This window comes from Brevibacterium sp. CCUG 69071 (assembly GCF_021023135.1).
Taxonomy (GTDB): Bacteria; Actinomycetota; Actinomycetes; order Actinomycetales; family Brevibacteriaceae; genus Brevibacterium.
The window spans coordinates 788,803-804,608 of the sequence record NZ_PGFV01000001.1; the positions used below are offsets into that span (position 1 = coordinate 788,803).

Below are 15,806 nucleotides of genomic sequence, written 5' to 3' on the forward strand. Positions count from 1 at the left end.
GTCGTTTCTCGTTCAGGCATCGAGCATCGTCTTGAGGAACCGTCCCGTATGTGAGGCGGAGACCTCGGCGACTTCCTCCGGAGTGCCCTGGGCGATGATCTGCCCGCCGCCGCGTCCGCCTTCGGGACCGAGGTCGATGATGTGATCGGCATTGCCGATGACGTCGAGGTTATGTTCGATGACAATGACCGAGTTGCCCTTGTCGACGAGCCCCTGGAGCACGTGGAGCAGCTTCGAGATGTCCTCGAAGTGCAGACCGGTCGTGGGTTCGTCGAGGACGTAGGCGGTGCGGCCGCGGGAGCGCTTCTGCAGCTCGGAGGCGAGCTTGACGCGCTGGGCCTCACCGCCGGACAGGGTGGTCGCCGGCTGGCCGAGGCGGACATAGCCGAGGCCGACCTCGACGAGTGTCTTCATGTGTCGGGAGATCGCGGGGATCGCGGCGAAGAAGTCGTTCGCCTCCTCGATCGGCATGTCGAGCACCTCGGCGATGGTCTTGCCCTTGAACGTGACCTCGAGGGTCTCCCGGTTGTAGCGGGCTCCCCCGCAGACCTCGCAGGGGACGTAGACATCGGGCAGGAAGTTCATCTCGATCTTGATCGTGCCGTCGCCGCTGCAGTTCTCACAGCGACCGCCCTTGACGTTGAAGGAGAACCGTCCTGGCAGGTAGCCGCGGACCTTCGCCGATTCGGTTTCGGCGAAGAGGCGGCGGATGTGGTCGAAGACGCCGGTGTAGGTGGCGGGATTCGACCGCGGGGTCCGTCCGATCGGCGACTGGTCGACGTGGACGACCTTGTCGAGATTGTCCAGACCGGTCACCCGCTTGTGCCTGCCGGGCACCCGAGAGGCGCCGTTGAGGACATTGGCCATCTGCGTGTAGAGGATCTCGTTGACCAGGGTGGACTTGCCGGAGCCGGAGACCCCGGTGACCGCGGTGAGCACACCGAGGGGGAAGGACACCGTGACATCGCGGAGGTTGTTCTCCACAGCCTTCTCAACGGTGACCAGACGGTCCTTGTCCACGGGCCGACGGGTGGTCGGGATCTGGATCTCACGACGGCCGGCGAGGTAGTCGCCGGTGATGGAGTTCTCCGCGTCCTTGAGCCCGGGCACCGGTCCGGAGTAGATGACCTCTCCCCCGTGCTCGCCCGCGCCGGGTCCGATGTCGACGATCCAGTCGGCGGATTCGATCGTGTCCTCATCGTGTTCGACGACGATGAGGGTGTTGCCGAGGTCCTTGAGTTTGTTGAGCGTGTCGATGAGGCGGCGGTTGTCGCGCTGGTGCAGACCGATCGAGGGCTCGTCGAGGACGTAGAGGACGCCGACGAGGCCGGATCCGATCTGGGTGGCCAGGCGGATGCGCTGGGCTTCGCCGCCGGACAGGGTGCCCGCGGCGCGGTCGAGGCTGAGGTAGTCGAGTCCGACGTCGAGGAGGAAGCCGAGCCGGGCGTTGATCTCCTTCATCACCTGCGCGGCGACGGCCGCATCACGGGAGCTGAGTTCGAGCGAGGACAGGAATTCGGCCGCCTCGTCCAGCGCCATCTCTGACACCTCGGCGATCGACTTCTCCCCGACCTTGACCGCGAGGATCTCGGGTTTGAGGCGGGTGCCGTCGCAGCTGGCGCAGGGGATCTCCCGCATATACGACTCGTAGCGTTCGCGCGACCAGTCGGACTCGGTCTCCTCGTGCTTGCGCTGGATGTACTGGTAGACGCCTTCGAAGCCGGTTGAATAGGTGCGTTCGCGGCCGAAGCGGTTCTTGTACTTGACGTGGACCTGGTAGTCCTTGCCCGAGAGCACCGCGGCCTTCGCCGACTTCGACAGCTTCTTCCACGGCGTCTTCATATCGAAGTCGAGCTCATCGCCGAGGCCTTTGAGGAGGCGGTTGAAGTACTTCGAGACCTGCTTGCCGCCGGACCAGGGAGCGATCGCCCCTTCGCCGAGGCTGAGGTCCTCGTCGGGGACGACGAGGCTCTCATCGACCTGGAGGCGGGTGCCGATGCCGTCGCAGGTGGGGCAGGCGCCGAAGGGCGAGTTGAACGAGAACGTCCGCGGTTCGATCTCATCGATCGTCAGCGGGTGCTCATTGGGGCACGACATGTGTTCGGAGAAGGTGCGGGTGAACTGTTCGTCGACGAGGTCGATGTCGATCCGGCCGTCGGCCAGTCTCAGCGCCGTCTCCACGGAGTCGGTCAGGCGCGGACGCAGACCGGGTTTGGCGACGAGGCGGTCGACGACGACGGAGATCGTGTGTTTGTACTGCTTCTCCAGCGTCGGCGGTTCGCTCAGGCTGATCTGCTCGCCGTCGACGACGGCGCGGGAGAAGCCCTTGGCCTGCAAGTCGGTGAACAGGTCGACGAATTCGCCCTTGCGGGAGCGGACGACGGGAGCGAGGACGAGGAACTTCGTGCGCTCCTCGAGCTCGAGGAGCTGATCGACGATCTGCTGCGGGGTCTGCTTGGTAATCACCTCACCGCAGACGGGGCAGTGGGGAATGCCGATGCGCGCCCACAGCAGACGCAGGAAGTCGTAGACCTCGGTGATGGTGCCGACCGTGGAGCGGGGGTTGCGGGAGGTCGACTTCTGGTCGATGGAGACCGCCGGGGACAGTCCTTCGATGAAGTCGACATCGGGCTTGTCCATCTGCCCGAGGAACATCCGGGCGTAGGAGGACAGGGATTCGACGTAGCGTCGCTGTCCTTCGGCGAAGATCGTGTCGAAGGCCAGGGAGGATTTGCCCGATCCGGACAGGCCGGTGAACACCACCATGGAGTCTCTGGGCAGAGCGATCTCCACGTTCTTGAGGTTGTGCGCACGCGCGCCCTTGACCCACAGGGTATCGAGATGGGACACGCCTGTGGCTTGCTCACCGCTGTTAGTTTTCATCACCTGACCACTGTATTACTCGGCACTGACATTGCATCATTTTCGGCCCGGTCCCACTCGTTGCGGGAGGGGGCTCAGATCTCTCCGACGGCCAGGATCCGCAGCACGATGTCTCCGGTCTCATCACTGGCGTCCACGTCCACCTCGGCGTCGATGGCCCAGTCTCGGTTGCCCTCGGGGTCCGCCAAGGTCTGTCTGACGCTCCATGTCCGTGAACCCGTTTCGATGCTGATGTATTCCCGACCGCGGGCCGAGGCGTCGGTGAGCAGATCACCGTATTCCTCGTAGAAGTCCTCGATCGCGTCCTCCCAGGCCCGGGCGTCGAAGCCGGACTCGGCGTCGAGGCGGCCGAGCTCGGCGTAGTCGGCACGTTCGGCCAGGAGCACCCGGTGGAACAGCGCATTGCGCACCTCGGCGGTGAAGACCTTCGTGTTCTCGGAGAACTTCCTCTCCAGGGCGGGCAGGTCCTCGAAGGCGGACTCGCTCGGGTCGAGTCCCTGCAGCGTCCGCCATTCGTCGAGCAGGGAGGAGTCGGTGCGGGCGATGGTCTCCCCCAGCCATTCGATGATGTTCGCCAGCTCTTCGCTGCGGCGGTCGGCGGGCACATTGTGCGTCAGCGCTCGGAAGACGTCGGTGAGGTAGCGCAGCAGGCTGCCCTCGGCGCGGGCCAGAGAGTAGTAGCCGACGAACTGGGTGAAGCCCATGGCCTGCTCGATCATGTCGCGGACCACGGACTTGGGTTCGAAGGCACCGCCGCGCAGCCACGGGTGGGCCTCGACGAAGTGCTCGAACGCCGGTTCGAGGATCTCCGCGAGGGGTTTGGGGCCTTCGATCTCGTCGAGCACGGCCATCCGCTCGGTGTACTCGACGCCTTCGGCCTTGAGCTCGGCCACGGTGTCGCCTTTGATCCGGTCGAGTTGGCCCTTGAGGACCTGGTGCGGCACCGAGGTGGTGGCTTCGACGATCGAGACCACGTCGAGGGCGTAGCTCTCGGACTCCGGATCGAGGAGTTCGAGGGCGGCGAGGACGAACGGGGCCAGCGGCTGGTTGAGGGCGAACTGCGGGCCGAGGTCGGTGGTAGGGATGAGTTCGTCGTCCCGGACCTCGATGAGGCCTGCCTCGATGAGGGAGCGACCGATGCTCAGCGCGGTGAGTTTGAGGTCGAGGCGGCGGTCCCGGCTTTCGTGGGTCTTGTCGATGAAGGCGCTGATCGTCGCCACATCGGAGCCGGGCCGGGCGACGAGGTTGAGGATCGTCGAGTGGTCGATCTTCATCCGCGGGCGCAGGGATTCGGCCTGGGATTCGATCAGCTTGGTGAAGGTCTCCTCCGACCAGCCGACGAATCCGGCGGGAGCGGCCTTCTTCTTGACCTTCTTCTTTTTCTTCTTGTCGTCGTTGGCCGCCTTCGCCTCGGCGCGGAGGTTCTCGACGACGTGTTCGGGGGCCTGCGCGACGACGTAGCCGCGGGTGTCGAAGCCGGCCCTGCCGGCGCGTCCGGCCAGCTGCTGGAATTCGCGGACGCTGAGTCTGCGCATCTTGCGTCCGTCGAACTTCGTCAGGCCCGTCAGCAGCACCGTCCGGATCGGCACGTTGATGCCGACTCCGAGGGTGTCGGTGCCGGAGATGACGAGCAGCAGTCCGCGCAGGGCGAGCTGTTCGATCAGCCGCCGGTATTTCGGTAGCATTCCGGCGTGGTGGACGCCGACGCCGTGGAGGAGGAGTTTGCGCAGGCTCTGGCCGAAGCCTTTGGCGAAGGTGAACCCCTTGAGCGCCTCGGCGATGGAGGCCTTCTGCTCCTTCGTGGCGAGGTCGACGGAAAGCAGGTTCGTGGCGAGGTCGATGGCGCCGTTCTGCGAATAGGAGACGACGTAGACCGGGGCTTTGTCGTTGCGGACCAGGCCGCGCAGGGTGTCCGAGAGCGTTTCGGTCGAGTATTCGTAGTCGAGCGGGACCGGTCGGGTCGCCGAGTTGACCACCGAGCTGTCGCGGCCGGTCGTCGTCTCCATGGTCCGACAGATCTCCGCGGTGTCACCGAGGGTCGCGGACATGAGCACGAACTGCGCCTGCGGCATCTCGAGCAGCGGCACCTGCCAGGCCCAGCCGCGGGAGGGGTCGGCGACGTAGTGGAATTCGTCCATCACCACCATCCCGGCGTCGAGCGTGCCGCCCTCCCGCAGGGACTGGTTGGCCAGGATCTCCGCGGTGGCGCAGATCACGGGGGCATCGCCGTTGACCGTGGAGTCGCCGGTGATCATCCCGACGTTCTCGGCGCCGAATGCCTCGATGAGGGAGAAGAACTTCTCGCTGACTAGGGCCTTGAGCGGGGCCGTGTAGTAGGCCCGGATGCCGCGCGTGAACGAGAGGTAGAGCGCAAACAGGGCGACGAGGGACTTCCCCGATCCGGTGGGGGTGGCGACGATCGTGTTGTCGCCGGCGAGGATGTCGAGGAACGCCTCGTCCTGAGCCGGGTAGGGTTCGACGCCGATCGCGGCGCAGTATTCGCCGAAGGCCTCGTAGACGGTGTCCTCATCAGCGTATTCCGCTGGTATCTCCTGCAGCACAGCCACCTCGTCGCACTCACCTTCCGTTTAGACTGATCCCTTGACAATCCTAATTGCGAACCCGGAGGACACAGATGTCAGTTTTCGCCGTCACCTATCTCTACGGACCCGATACGCAGACGCGTATGGACAACCGTCTCGCTCACCGCGCCTGGCAGTCGAAACTCGTCGAGCGCGGCGTCATCCTCTCCTCGGGTCCTCTCGATGACGAACCGCAGCCGGGCGGACTGCTCATCCTCACCGCCGCCGATCGCGCGGAGGTCGAGAGCCACCTCGCCGAGGACCCCTACGCTTCGATCGGCGTCATCGAGGAGGTCTCGATCCGCGGATGGACTCCGGTGTTCGGGCCCTTCGCCGAGGCCTGAACTTCGGTCAAGGGCCCGAATTCGTCGTCGGACCCGTGACCGATGCGAACGATGCGCGGGAGCCGCTCCTTCTCGGTGCGGCTTCCGCGCATCTGCGTCTCCGGTGGAGAGCTGTGTCTGCGGCAGAGAGCTGTCGCTCAGTCCTCTGCGGTCTTCTGATCGTCGGGTCCGAGCTCGCGGAATGAGATGCCGTCCTTCTTCATCTTCATCAGCGAGGCGATCGTCGCCACGGCCATGGCGAGGACGATGAAGCTCAACGACAGCCAGGTCGGCACCTCCGGGATCGAGTGGCCCCAGGACAGGAACTCCCAGTTCGACTCATGGAGAGCGTGGATGAAGAGCTTGATGCCGATGAAGGCGAGGATCGCAGCGATTCCGTAGTGCAGGTAGACGAGCTTGTCGACGAGCCCGCCGAGCAGGAAGTACAGCTGACGCAGACCCATCAGCGCGAACACGTTCGCGGTGAACACGAGGAACGCGCTCTGAGTTACGCCGAAGATCGCCGGGATCGAGTCGAGCGCGAACATCACATCGGTGGAGCCGATGGCGATGAACACGATGAACATCGGGGTCCAGTACTTCTTGCCGTCGTCGAGGGTGACCCGGAGCTTGTTGCCGTGGTATTCGTCGACGACGTTGATGCGTTTGCGGAGGAAGCGGATCAGACCGTTCTCCCCGTCTCCGTCGTCCTCCTCGCTGAAGGCCTGTCGATAGGCGACGATGAGGAGGAAGATGCCGAAGATGAAGAAGACCTCGACGAAGGCGCTGATGATCGCCGCCCCGGCGAGGATGAAGATACCGCGGAAGATGATGGCGATGATGATGCCCACCATCAGCACTTCCTGCTGGTACTTCCGCGGGACGGAGAAGCTGCCCATGATGATGATGAACACGAACAGGTTGTCGATGCTCAGGGAGTATTCGAGCAGCCAACCGGTGAGGAACTCGCTGCCGTGCTGGGCGTCGCCGATGGCGAACAGCGAAGCGCCGAAGATGAGGGCGAGGGCGACGTAGAAGCCGACCCAGATGCCGGCCTCGCGCATCGACGGCACGTGGGGCCGCTTGATGACGAGGAGGAGATCGACGAGGAGGATCGCCACGACGGCGATGCTCGAGCCGATCATGAACCACATGGGAATGGGTGATTCGCTCGCCGCAGCGGAGCTGCCGCCGGCGGCGAGGGTGGAGGACAGAATATCCATGATGCCTTTCGTGATGACGGAGTTGTACCCGTGCCGAAAGTCTCTCCCACGCTAAGACCACTGTGACAGCGGCGGCGTGCGCTCCGCGCCCGGATCCTCAAGCGGATCGTGGTGACGAGCACGGATGGACGGGATACTCCCTTTCGTCAGCCACCCCAGTATAGTCATGATGCCGACGGCACCCTCACAGGACGGTGTTCTCAGGCGTGCCCGGCTTCCTTCATCTGCCGCAGCTCCTTCTTGAGGTCGGAGAGTTCGTCGCGGAGCCGGGCGGCCAGCTCGAACTGCAGTTCGGCGGCGGCCGCATGCATCTGCGAGGTCAGCGATTCGATCAGCTCGGTGAGGTCGGCAGCCGGCGGCCGCAGTGAACCCGCCTTGCCGCCTGCCTCTCGCTGTTCATCGCTGAGGGTGGAGTTGTAGCCGCGCTTGCCCTTGCCGTAGTCGAATTCGGTGAGCAGCTCCCGGGTGTCCTCGTCCTCACGTTGGAGGCGTTCGGTGATGTCGGCGATCTTCTTCACCAGCGGCGCCGGGTCGATGCCGTGTTCGGTGTTGTAGGCGACCTGGATCTCGCGCCTGCGGTCGGTCTCGTCGATCGCGGTGCGCATCGAATCGGTGATGGTGTCCGCATACATGTGGACCTGTCCGTGCAGATTTCGGGCTGCACGACCGATGGTCTGGATCAGCGAGGTCGAAGACCGCAGGAAGCCCTCCTTGTCGGCGTCGAGAATCGCCACCAGCGAGACCTCCGGCAGGTCGAGACCCTCGCGCAGCAGGTTGATGCCGACGAGGACGTCGAACTCGCCGCCGCGCAGCTCCGTGAGCAGCTCCACTCGGCGCAGCGTGTCGACATCCGAATGCAGGTACTGCACGCGCACATCGTGTTCGAGCAGATAGTCCGTAAGGTCTTCGGCCATCTTCTTCGTCAGCGTGGTCACGAGCACGCGTTCGTTCGCATCGACCCGGCTGCGGATCTCGTCGAGCAGGTCGTCGATCTGGCCCTTCGTCGGTTTGACGACGATCTCCGGGTCGACCAGACCCGTGGGTCGGATGATCTGCTGCACGTAGCCGTTGGCGTTGCTCAGCTCGAAATTGCCGGGCGTCGCCGAGAGGTAGACGGCCTGCCCGATCCGCTCCCGGAACTCGTCGAACTTCAGAGGACGGTTGTCCATCGCGCTCGGCAGCCGGAATCCGTGTTCGACGAGGGTGCGTTTGCGTGACATATCGCCTTCGTACATGCCGCCGATCTGCGGCACCGTGACGTGGGATTCGTCGACGACGAGGAGGAAATCCTCCGGGAAGTAGTCGAGCAGGCAGTTCGGGGCCGATCCCGGTTCACGACCGTCGATGTGCCGCGAATAGTTCTCGATGCCGGAGGTGAAGCCCATCGACTCCATCATCTCGAGGTCGTAGGTGGTGCGCATCTTCAGTCGCTGCGCTTCGAGGAGTTTGTTCTGCGCTTCGAACTCGCTCAGTCTCTTCTGCAGCTCCTCCTCGATCTCGCTGACGGCCCTGGCCATCCGGTTCTCGCCGGCGACGTAGTGGCTGGCCGGGAACACGTGGATCGTCTCCTCTTCCCGGACGATCTCCCCGGTCAGCGGGTGCAGGGTCTGCAGGGATTCGATCTCGTCGCCGAAGAACTCGATCCGCAGCGCCAGCTCCTCGTACTGCGGGATGATCTCCACGGTGTCCCCGCGCACTCGGAAGGTGCCGCGGGTGAAGGCCATGTCGTTGCGGGCGTACTGCATGGTCACGAACTGTTTGAGCAGTTCGTCCCGGTCACACTGGTCACCGCGGTGGAGGGTGACCATCCGGTCGACGTATTCCTCGGGGGTGCCGAGACCGTAGATGCAGGACACGGTGGACACGACGACCACGTCCCGCCGGGTCAGCAGCGCGTTCGTCGCCGAGTGGCGGAGTCGTTCGACCTCGTCGTTGATCGAGGAGTCCTTCTCGATGAAGGTGTCCGTCTGCGGGACGTAGGCCTCGGGCTGGTAGTAGTCGTAGTAGGAGACGAAGTACTCGACGGCGTTGTTGGGCAGCAGCTGCCGGAACTCGTTGGCCAGCTGCGCGGCCAGCGTCTTGTTCGGTGCCATGATCAGCGTGGGCCGCTGCACCTGTTCGATCAGCCACGCCGTGGTCGCCGATTTTCCGGTGCCCGTGGCACCGAGGAGCACGATGTCGCGTTCCCCGGCTTCCAAGCGTTCGGAGATCTCGGAGATCGCCGTGGGCTGATCTCCCGACGGCGAGTATTCGGAGACGACCTCGAACGGGGCGACCGTGCGGGTGACGTCGGGTCGGTGACCGATGGCGGGCAGGGGGCGTGCTGAGCTCATGGCTCAACACTAACCCCCGCCCCTGACATAGAGAACGGCCGGGACGAGTTCCCCTTGTGGGCTCGTCCCGGCCGGTCCCCTCCGCCGGGGCGGTCGTGGCCTCAGCCGCCGAGGTAGACGTCCCGAATCGTGCTGTCCTCAAGCAGCTCGCGGCCGGTTCCCGTCTTCGTCAGCCTTCCGGCCTCGAGGACGCAGGCGCGGTCGGCGATCGCCAGTGCCTGATTCGCATTCTGCTCGACCAGCAGGACCGTGGTCCCCTGGGCGTTGATCTCCCGGATGATCGCGAAGATCTGGCGGATGAATTGAGGTGCCAGACCCATCGACGGTTCGTCGAGGAGGAGCACCTCGGGATTGGCCATGAGCGCTCGACCGATCGCGAGCATCTGCTGCTCGCCGCCGGACATCGTCCCGCCCATCTGCTTCTCCCGCTCCTTCAGCCGTGGGAACAGTTCGAACACCCGGTCGTATTCGGACTCGGGGTTCTTGCCCTGCAGGGCGTAGGTGCCCATGTCGAGGTTCTCACGCACGGTCATGCCGGGGAAGATGCCGCGGCCTTCGGGGACGAGCGAGATGCCCTTGCGGACTCGCTGGTGTCCCTTGAGCCGGGTGACGTCCTCGCCCTTGAACGTGATCGACCCGGTGCGGGCGGCGAGCAGGCCGGATACGGCGCGCATCGTCGTCGTCTTCCCTGCCCCGTTGGCGCCGATGAGAACGACGATCTCACTGGCATCGACGTCGACGGAGATCTCCTCGACGGCCTTGATGCGTCCGTAGCGGACCTCAAGATCCTTGATCTCAAGCAGTGCCATCGGGTTCCTCCTGTCCGAGGTAGGCGGCGATGACCGCCGGGTCCTCACGGATCGCCGCCGGTACGGCGTCGGCGATCTTCTTGCCGAATTCGAGGACCACGATCCGATCTGTGACCCCCATGACGAGCTTCATATCGTGTTCGATGATGAGCACCGTGTAGCCTTCGTCCCTGACCGTGCGGATGAGCTCCATCAGCTCCTCCTTCTCCACCGGGTTGAACCCGGCGGCCGGCTCGTCGAGGCACAGCAGCTTCGGATCGGTGGCCAGGGCGCGGGCGATCTCGAGTCTGCGCTGATAGCCGTAGGGCAGGTCCTTCGACTTGTCGAAGGCGCGGTCGGCGATGCCCACGAATTCGAGCAGCTCCATTCCGCGAGTGATGATCTGCTTCTCCTCACGATAGTGGCGAGGCGTCCTGAACATCGCCGAGATCATGCCCGACTTGTGTCGGGCGTCGAGCCCGACGGCGACGTTCTCCAGAGCCGTCATCTCACCGAAGAGACGGATGTTCTGGAAGGTTCTGGCCAGCCCGAGGCGGGTGATCCGATGCTTCTTCAGACCCAGCAGGGAGTTTCCCTCGAGGGTCACGCTGCCCTGCGACGGGCGGTAGACGCCAGTCATGGCGTTGAAGCAGGTGGTCTTCCCCGCCCCGTTCGGTCCGATGAGACCGAGGATCTCCCCGCGTCGGATGTCGAAGGACACCGAGTCCAGCGCGGTCAGACCGCCGAAGACGACGCTGAGGTCCTTGACCTTGACCAGGGTGTCGCCCTCGGCGACGGCGATCTCCCTCTCGGGAGCCACCTCGGTGAGGTTCGCTTCTGCGTTCATGCTGCGCCTCCTCGGCGTGGTGCGGTCTTCGGCGGGGTTCCCTCGTCGTCTCCCGGGGGTCCTTCCTTCTTGACCTTCCGCCGGATCCGGGCGGTGTAGGTCAGCAGCTTAGGCTTCTTGCCGAAGAGGCCCTGCGAACGGAAGATCATCAGCAGCACTAGGACGATGCCGAAGATGAGGAACTTCCACCCGCCCAGCGCCGTGAAGCGCAGCGGCACATAGGCGACGATGGCTCCGCCGATGACGACGCCGAGCTTGTTGCCCTGCCCGCCGAGGATGACGGCGGCGAGGAACAGGATCGAGGTCGGCACATCGAATTTCTGGTTGTTGACGAATCCGACCTGCCCGGCCAGCAGCGCACCCGAGAGCCCGCCCAGGGCGGCTCCGGTGCCGAAGGCCGCGAGCTTGAACCGGAACGTCGGCACACCCATGATCTCGGCGGCGTCCTCGTCCTCGCGGATGGCGAACCAGGCGCGGCCGACGCGGGAGCGTTCGAGATTGCCCAACAGGATCATCACGATGACGATGAAGGTGACGGTGAACCAGTACCAGGGCAGACCGTTCGAGGCGGAGAAGATCGGCGCCCCGTCGATCTCGCCCGGGGGCCGACCGACGTTCTGGAATCCGGTGTTGCCCTTGAGGACGGGAACGATCGTCGCCAGCAGGCGGATGATCTCGCCGAATCCGAGAGTGACGATCGCCAGGTAGTCCCCGCGCAGGCGCAGCGTGGGGATTCCGAGTGCGATGCCGAAGACCACGGTGACGATCATCGCCAACGGCAGGGTCCACAGGTACGGGATGTGCACAAGCGGCGAATCCGGCGAGGTCCACAGTGAGGCCGTGTAGGCGCCGACGGCGAAGAAGCCGATGTAGCCGAGGTCGAGCAGACCCGCCTGACCGACGACGACGTTGAGACCGAGCGCGACCAGGCCGTAGAGGGCCATGTTGAAGCACGAGATCGCGAAGTCGTTCGACGGTTCGGTGGTGATCAGGGGCGGGTTGATCACCGGCAGCAGATAGGCGAGGACGACGACGATGAGCAGGATCAGCCACTGCTGCCAGCGGGAGCGATCGTTCCACCAGGACTTCATCCGCAGGTACCAGTTGGGCCGCTGGTGGCCCAGCTTGCCGTAGGCTTCTGCCTGTTTGGCGCCGACGGAGCTCAAAGGACTGTGAGCTGACATCAGACTCTCGCCTCCCCGAGGTTGCTTCCGAGTATTCCGTTGGGTCGGATCATCAGCACGAGGATGAGGACGATGAAGATGACGACGTCCGTCCACTGCGAATCGCCGAGGATGGTCGCCCCGTAGTTGCCGATGAGTCCGACCAGCAGCCCTCCCAGGAGGGCGCCTCTGACATTGCCGATACCGCCGAGCACTGCGGCGGTGAAGGCTTTGATGCCGAGGATGAAGCCGCCCATGTAGAAGACTCCCGAGGGCACCCGCATGACGTAGAAGAGCGCGGCGGCGCCGGCGAGGAATCCGCCGATCGCGAAGGTGGCCACGATGATCCGCTCCTTGTTCACACCCATCAGGGTGGCGGTGTCCGGGTCCTGGGCGACCGCGCGGATGCCGCGGCCGAGCTTCGTCCGCTGCACGATCTGGTCGACGCAGACCATCATCACCACTGCGGCGATGAAGATCGTCAGCTGCTGGGAGTCGATGATCGATCCGAAGACCTCGAAGATCGGCTTCGGTCGGAACATCGTCACCGCGGGTTCGGCGGTGGCTCCGCGCCATTCGTAGAAGATGTACTGGAGCACGAAGGACATGCCGATCGCGGAGATGAGGAAGGCCAGGCGCGAGGCGCCGCGGTTACGCAGCGGTTTGTAGGCGATCCTCTCGACGAGAACCGCCGTCCCTCCGGAGACCACCATCGCGATGATCCCCGCGAGCACAAGATCGAGGATGAGCATCCCGATCGGCAGCGTCGGTGCCGAGGGACCGAAGCCCAGGGCGCTGAGGAAGAAGACCACGGCGAAGGCTCCGGCGATGAAGACTTCCGAGTGGGCGAAGTTGATGAGGTTGAGCACACCGTAGACGAGGGTGTACCCGAGTGCGACGAGAGCGTAGATCGCTCCCAGAGTGAGTCCGTCGAAGGTCGTGGCCCAGAAGCTGTCGATGAGGGCCCCGAAATCGAACGAAATCCAATCACTGGACATGGGTTCTCTTTCTGAACTGAACGTCTCGAAGCCCTCCGGTGACCCCGGAGGGCTTCGAGATGTGACTGTGGAGGCGCGTGGCTACTCGATGAGTCCGACGGAGACGATGCCGTCGCCCTCGGTCTTGTAGCCGTACACGGCCTTGTCCTCGAGTTCTCCCGTGTCGTCCCACTTGTAGGTCTTGCCGTAGCCGACTCCGTTGTAGTCACGGACATACTCGGTCATCTTCTTCCGGTCGGTGATGCCCTTGTCGATGCCCGAGAGGAAGATCGTCATGGTGTCGTAGCCTTCGACCGAGTAGGTTCCGGGTGCGTCACCGCCCGAGACCTTCTCGAAGGCCTCGGCGAACTCCGGAATGAGATCGCCCGGCACGCAGGTGCAGGTGTAGTAGGCGTTGTTGGCCGCGTCTCCGGCCTGCTTGACGAAGGCGGTGTCCTTGACCCCGTCGGGTCCGATGAAGTAGCCGTCGAAGCCCTTATTGACCAGCTGGTTGTCCAGCGGTGCGCCTTCGGCGAAGTAGCCGGAGTAGATGACCGTGTCGGCCTTCGAATCCATGATCTTCTGGATCGTGGGCGCGAAGTCCTTCTGGCCGGTGGTCACCGCGTCCTCGCATTCGAGCTTGTCGCCCATCTTCTCCTTGACGACCTTCGCCAGACCCATGCCGTAGTCGGAGTCGTCCTCGATGAGGCAGGTCTTCTCGGCTTCGAGCTTCTCGACGAGCTTGACCAATGCCGGGCCCTGGACCGTGTCGTTGCCCAGGCCCCGGAAGAAGGTCTTCCAGCCGTTCGTCGAGAGATCGGGGTTCGTGGCCGCCGGGGAGATGTGGACGAGGCCGGCGTCTTCGAAGATGCCGCCGGTGGCCTTCGACTCACCGGAGAACGGAAGTCCGACCACACCGATGATGTTGTCTTCCTTCGTCGCCTGCGCCGAGGGGCCGGTCGCCTTGGCGGGATCGCCTTCGGTGTCGATCTTCTTGAATGTCACCTGGCAGTCGGGGTTCGCCGCGTTGTGCTCATCGATTGCGGTCTGTGAGCCGTTGTAGATGTTGATGCCCAGCTGCGCGTTGGGGCCGGTCATCGCGCCGACATAGGCGATGGTCGTCTTCGAGTCGCATTTGGCCTTGCCGTCGCCGGCGGCCTTGACGACATCCTCGGGGACGTCCAGCTTCTCCTGGACAGGGAGTTCGACGCGGTCGGAAGAGCCTTCCTCGCCTCCCCCGCCGGCGGATCCCTGGTTGGCGCAGCCGCTCATGGCCAGAAGCGCGGCGACGGAGAGTGCCGCGACGGTGAGCCCGCTGGTTCGTTTCATCTGATTCACTTGTACCTTCTACTCCGAGGTCGCGGCGCCATCGCCGGCCTCTCTCATTCGTACAAGATGAAATAGTATGCCTCGGATGTGAGGTGGCTCACTTCAACACATCACAAGTTCATAACATCTGTGATGGTAGCCACTTTTCAGCACAAGAGTTATTGCATTTTTGGTACCCTTTCGCCGTTCCAGCTCAGGCGAAGCTCTCGGGGACGAGACGACGCCTCATCTGCAGGAAGTACGGCTCCTTCGCCACCGCATAGTCGGCGGTTCCGGCGTCTGCGGCGTGAGTCCGGGCAAGATCGTCCTTGAGGCGGGCGTAGCGGCACCGTTCGCTTTCGTCGTCGCGCAGCAGATCCCGCAGCGCCCGGGCGAACCGGGCACCGGAGGAGTCCTCGGTCCGAACGTGGAGGTTCACTGCCCGCCCCGGATCCGCGTTGGCATGGAAGTACTTGCCCTCCAGCCGGTCTTCGCCGAGGTCGTCCTCCAGCGGGCTGCCCGGGTACCCGAGCCGTGCCAGCACGGGGGCGAGAGTCTCCGCAGTCGCCAGGTCGGGGACGAGCAGCTGGAGGTCGATGACGTTCTTGGCCGGCAGGTTCGGGACTGCGGTCGAGCCGATGTGCTCGACCATGTAGGCATCCTCGGTGCCCTGGCGCAGCTTGGCGATGATGCGGTCGGCTTCGGCCGGCCAGTCGCCCTGACCCGGGTCGATGAGTTCCACGCTGCCGCGGGGTGCGCGGCGCTCTGCCCGGAGGTTGTCTGCGAAGGGACGGATCCGATTCTCCAGGAGGTCTGCGACCGACTCCCGCGTGTCTTCGATCGTGCCCGAGTTGTCGATGAGCACATCGCAGGCGGCCCGCCGTTCGTCATCGGTGGCCTGCCGGGAGATCCGCGACTCGGCATCGGCCCGATCCATGCCTCTGGTCTCGACGAGCCTGTCCAGACGGACCCGTGCGGGCACATCGACGAGGAGGTTGAGGTGGTAGGAGGGCGTCATCCGGTTCTCGACGAGCAGGGGAACATCGTGGACGACCACCTCGGCGTCGGCGTGCCGGGCGAAGTGCTCGGCGGTGCGCTCACGGATCGCGGGGTGCATGAGTCCATTGAGACGGTTCGTGTGCTCGGCGTCGACGAAGGCGGCGGTCGCGAGGCCGGCACGGTCGAGACCTCCGTCCGCGGCGAGGACGCCGGGTCCGAAGGCCTCGGCGAGTTCGGCGAGCAGGGGTTCGCCCGGTGCGACGACCTCGCGGGCGATCCGATCGGCGTCGATGAGCACGGCGCCGTTGTCGACGAGCATCTTCGACACGGTCGATTTGCCCGCGCCGATCCCTCCGGTCAGTCCGATTCGCAGCATGGTG

11 protein-coding genes are annotated in these 15,806 nt (G+C 64.5%); 1 reads left to right on the forward strand and 10 read right to left on the reverse strand.

Annotated features, from left to right (window positions below):
• Positions 1-12: 12 nt before the first annotated feature.
• Complete coding sequence (uvrA, locus tag CV023_RS03685; protein WP_230744098.1) at positions 13-2,883, reverse strand: excinuclease ABC subunit UvrA; 2,871 nt, start codon at positions 2,881-2,883, stop codon at positions 13-15.
• Between the two features lie 74 nt (positions 2,884-2,957).
• Entirely contained in the window at positions 2,958-5,450 is a 2,493-nt protein-coding gene (locus tag CV023_RS03690) for a DEAD/DEAH box helicase (RefSeq protein WP_230744099.1), read from the reverse strand.
• A gap of 68 nt (positions 5,451-5,518) precedes the next feature.
• Between CV023_RS03690 and CV023_RS03695 the strand changes: the two genes are divergently transcribed.
• Positions 5,519-5,809, forward strand: coding sequence for a YciI family protein (locus tag CV023_RS03695; RefSeq protein WP_230744100.1), 291 nt, complete (start codon positions 5,519-5,521; stop codon positions 5,807-5,809).
• A gap of 137 nt (positions 5,810-5,946) precedes the next feature.
• Here the strand turns inward: CV023_RS03695 and CV023_RS03700 are convergent, their stop codons facing one another.
• From CV023_RS03700 to coaE, 8 genes are all read right to left on the reverse strand, one after another.
• Positions 5,947-7,011 (reverse strand): TerC/Alx family metal homeostasis membrane protein, encoded by a 1,065-nt coding sequence (locus CV023_RS03700; protein WP_230744101.1) that lies wholly within the window; start codon positions 7,009-7,011, stop codon positions 5,947-5,949.
• Positions 7,012-7,211: 200 nt separating this feature from the next.
• Positions 7,212-9,344, reverse strand: a complete 2,133-nt coding sequence (uvrB, locus tag CV023_RS03705; RefSeq protein ID WP_230744102.1) for an excinuclease ABC subunit UvrB — start codon at positions 9,342-9,344, stop codon at positions 7,212-7,214.
• 101 nt (positions 9,345-9,445) lie between these two features.
• Positions 9,446-10,153: an ABC transporter ATP-binding protein gene (locus CV023_RS03710; RefSeq protein ID WP_230744103.1), complete on the reverse strand. Its 708-nt coding sequence runs from the start codon at positions 10,151-10,153 to the stop codon at positions 9,446-9,448.
• The gene (locus tag CV023_RS03715; RefSeq protein ID WP_230744104.1) at positions 10,140-10,979 is read right to left on the reverse strand and encodes an ABC transporter ATP-binding protein; all 840 of its coding nucleotides are present in this window, start codon (positions 10,977-10,979) and stop codon (positions 10,140-10,142) included. The genes CV023_RS03710 and CV023_RS03715 overlap by 14 nt, the downstream gene beginning before the upstream one ends.
• Positions 10,976-12,070 (reverse strand): branched-chain amino acid ABC transporter permease, encoded by a 1,095-nt coding sequence (locus CV023_RS03720; protein ID WP_442859922.1) that lies wholly within the window; start codon positions 12,068-12,070, stop codon positions 10,976-10,978. Before CV023_RS03720 ends, CV023_RS03715 begins: the two co-directional genes overlap by 4 nt.
• Positions 12,071-12,162: 92 nt before the next feature.
• Positions 12,163-13,140 carry a branched-chain amino acid ABC transporter permease gene (locus tag CV023_RS03725; protein WP_230744106.1) on the reverse strand — a complete coding sequence of 326 codons (978 nt, stop codon included), beginning with the start codon at positions 13,138-13,140 and terminating at the stop codon, positions 12,163-12,165.
• An 81-nt stretch (positions 13,141-13,221) separates the two neighbouring features.
• Positions 13,222-14,448 (reverse strand): branched-chain amino acid ABC transporter substrate-binding protein, encoded by a 1,227-nt coding sequence (locus CV023_RS03730; RefSeq protein ID WP_230744107.1) that lies wholly within the window; start codon positions 14,446-14,448, stop codon positions 13,222-13,224.
• A 193-nt stretch (positions 14,449-14,641) separates the two neighbouring features.
• On the reverse strand, positions 14,642-15,802 hold the full coding sequence (gene coaE / locus CV023_RS03735; RefSeq protein WP_230744108.1) for a dephospho-CoA kinase: 1,161 nt from the start codon (positions 15,800-15,802) through the stop codon (positions 14,642-14,644).
• Positions 15,803-15,806 lie beyond the last annotated feature (4 nt).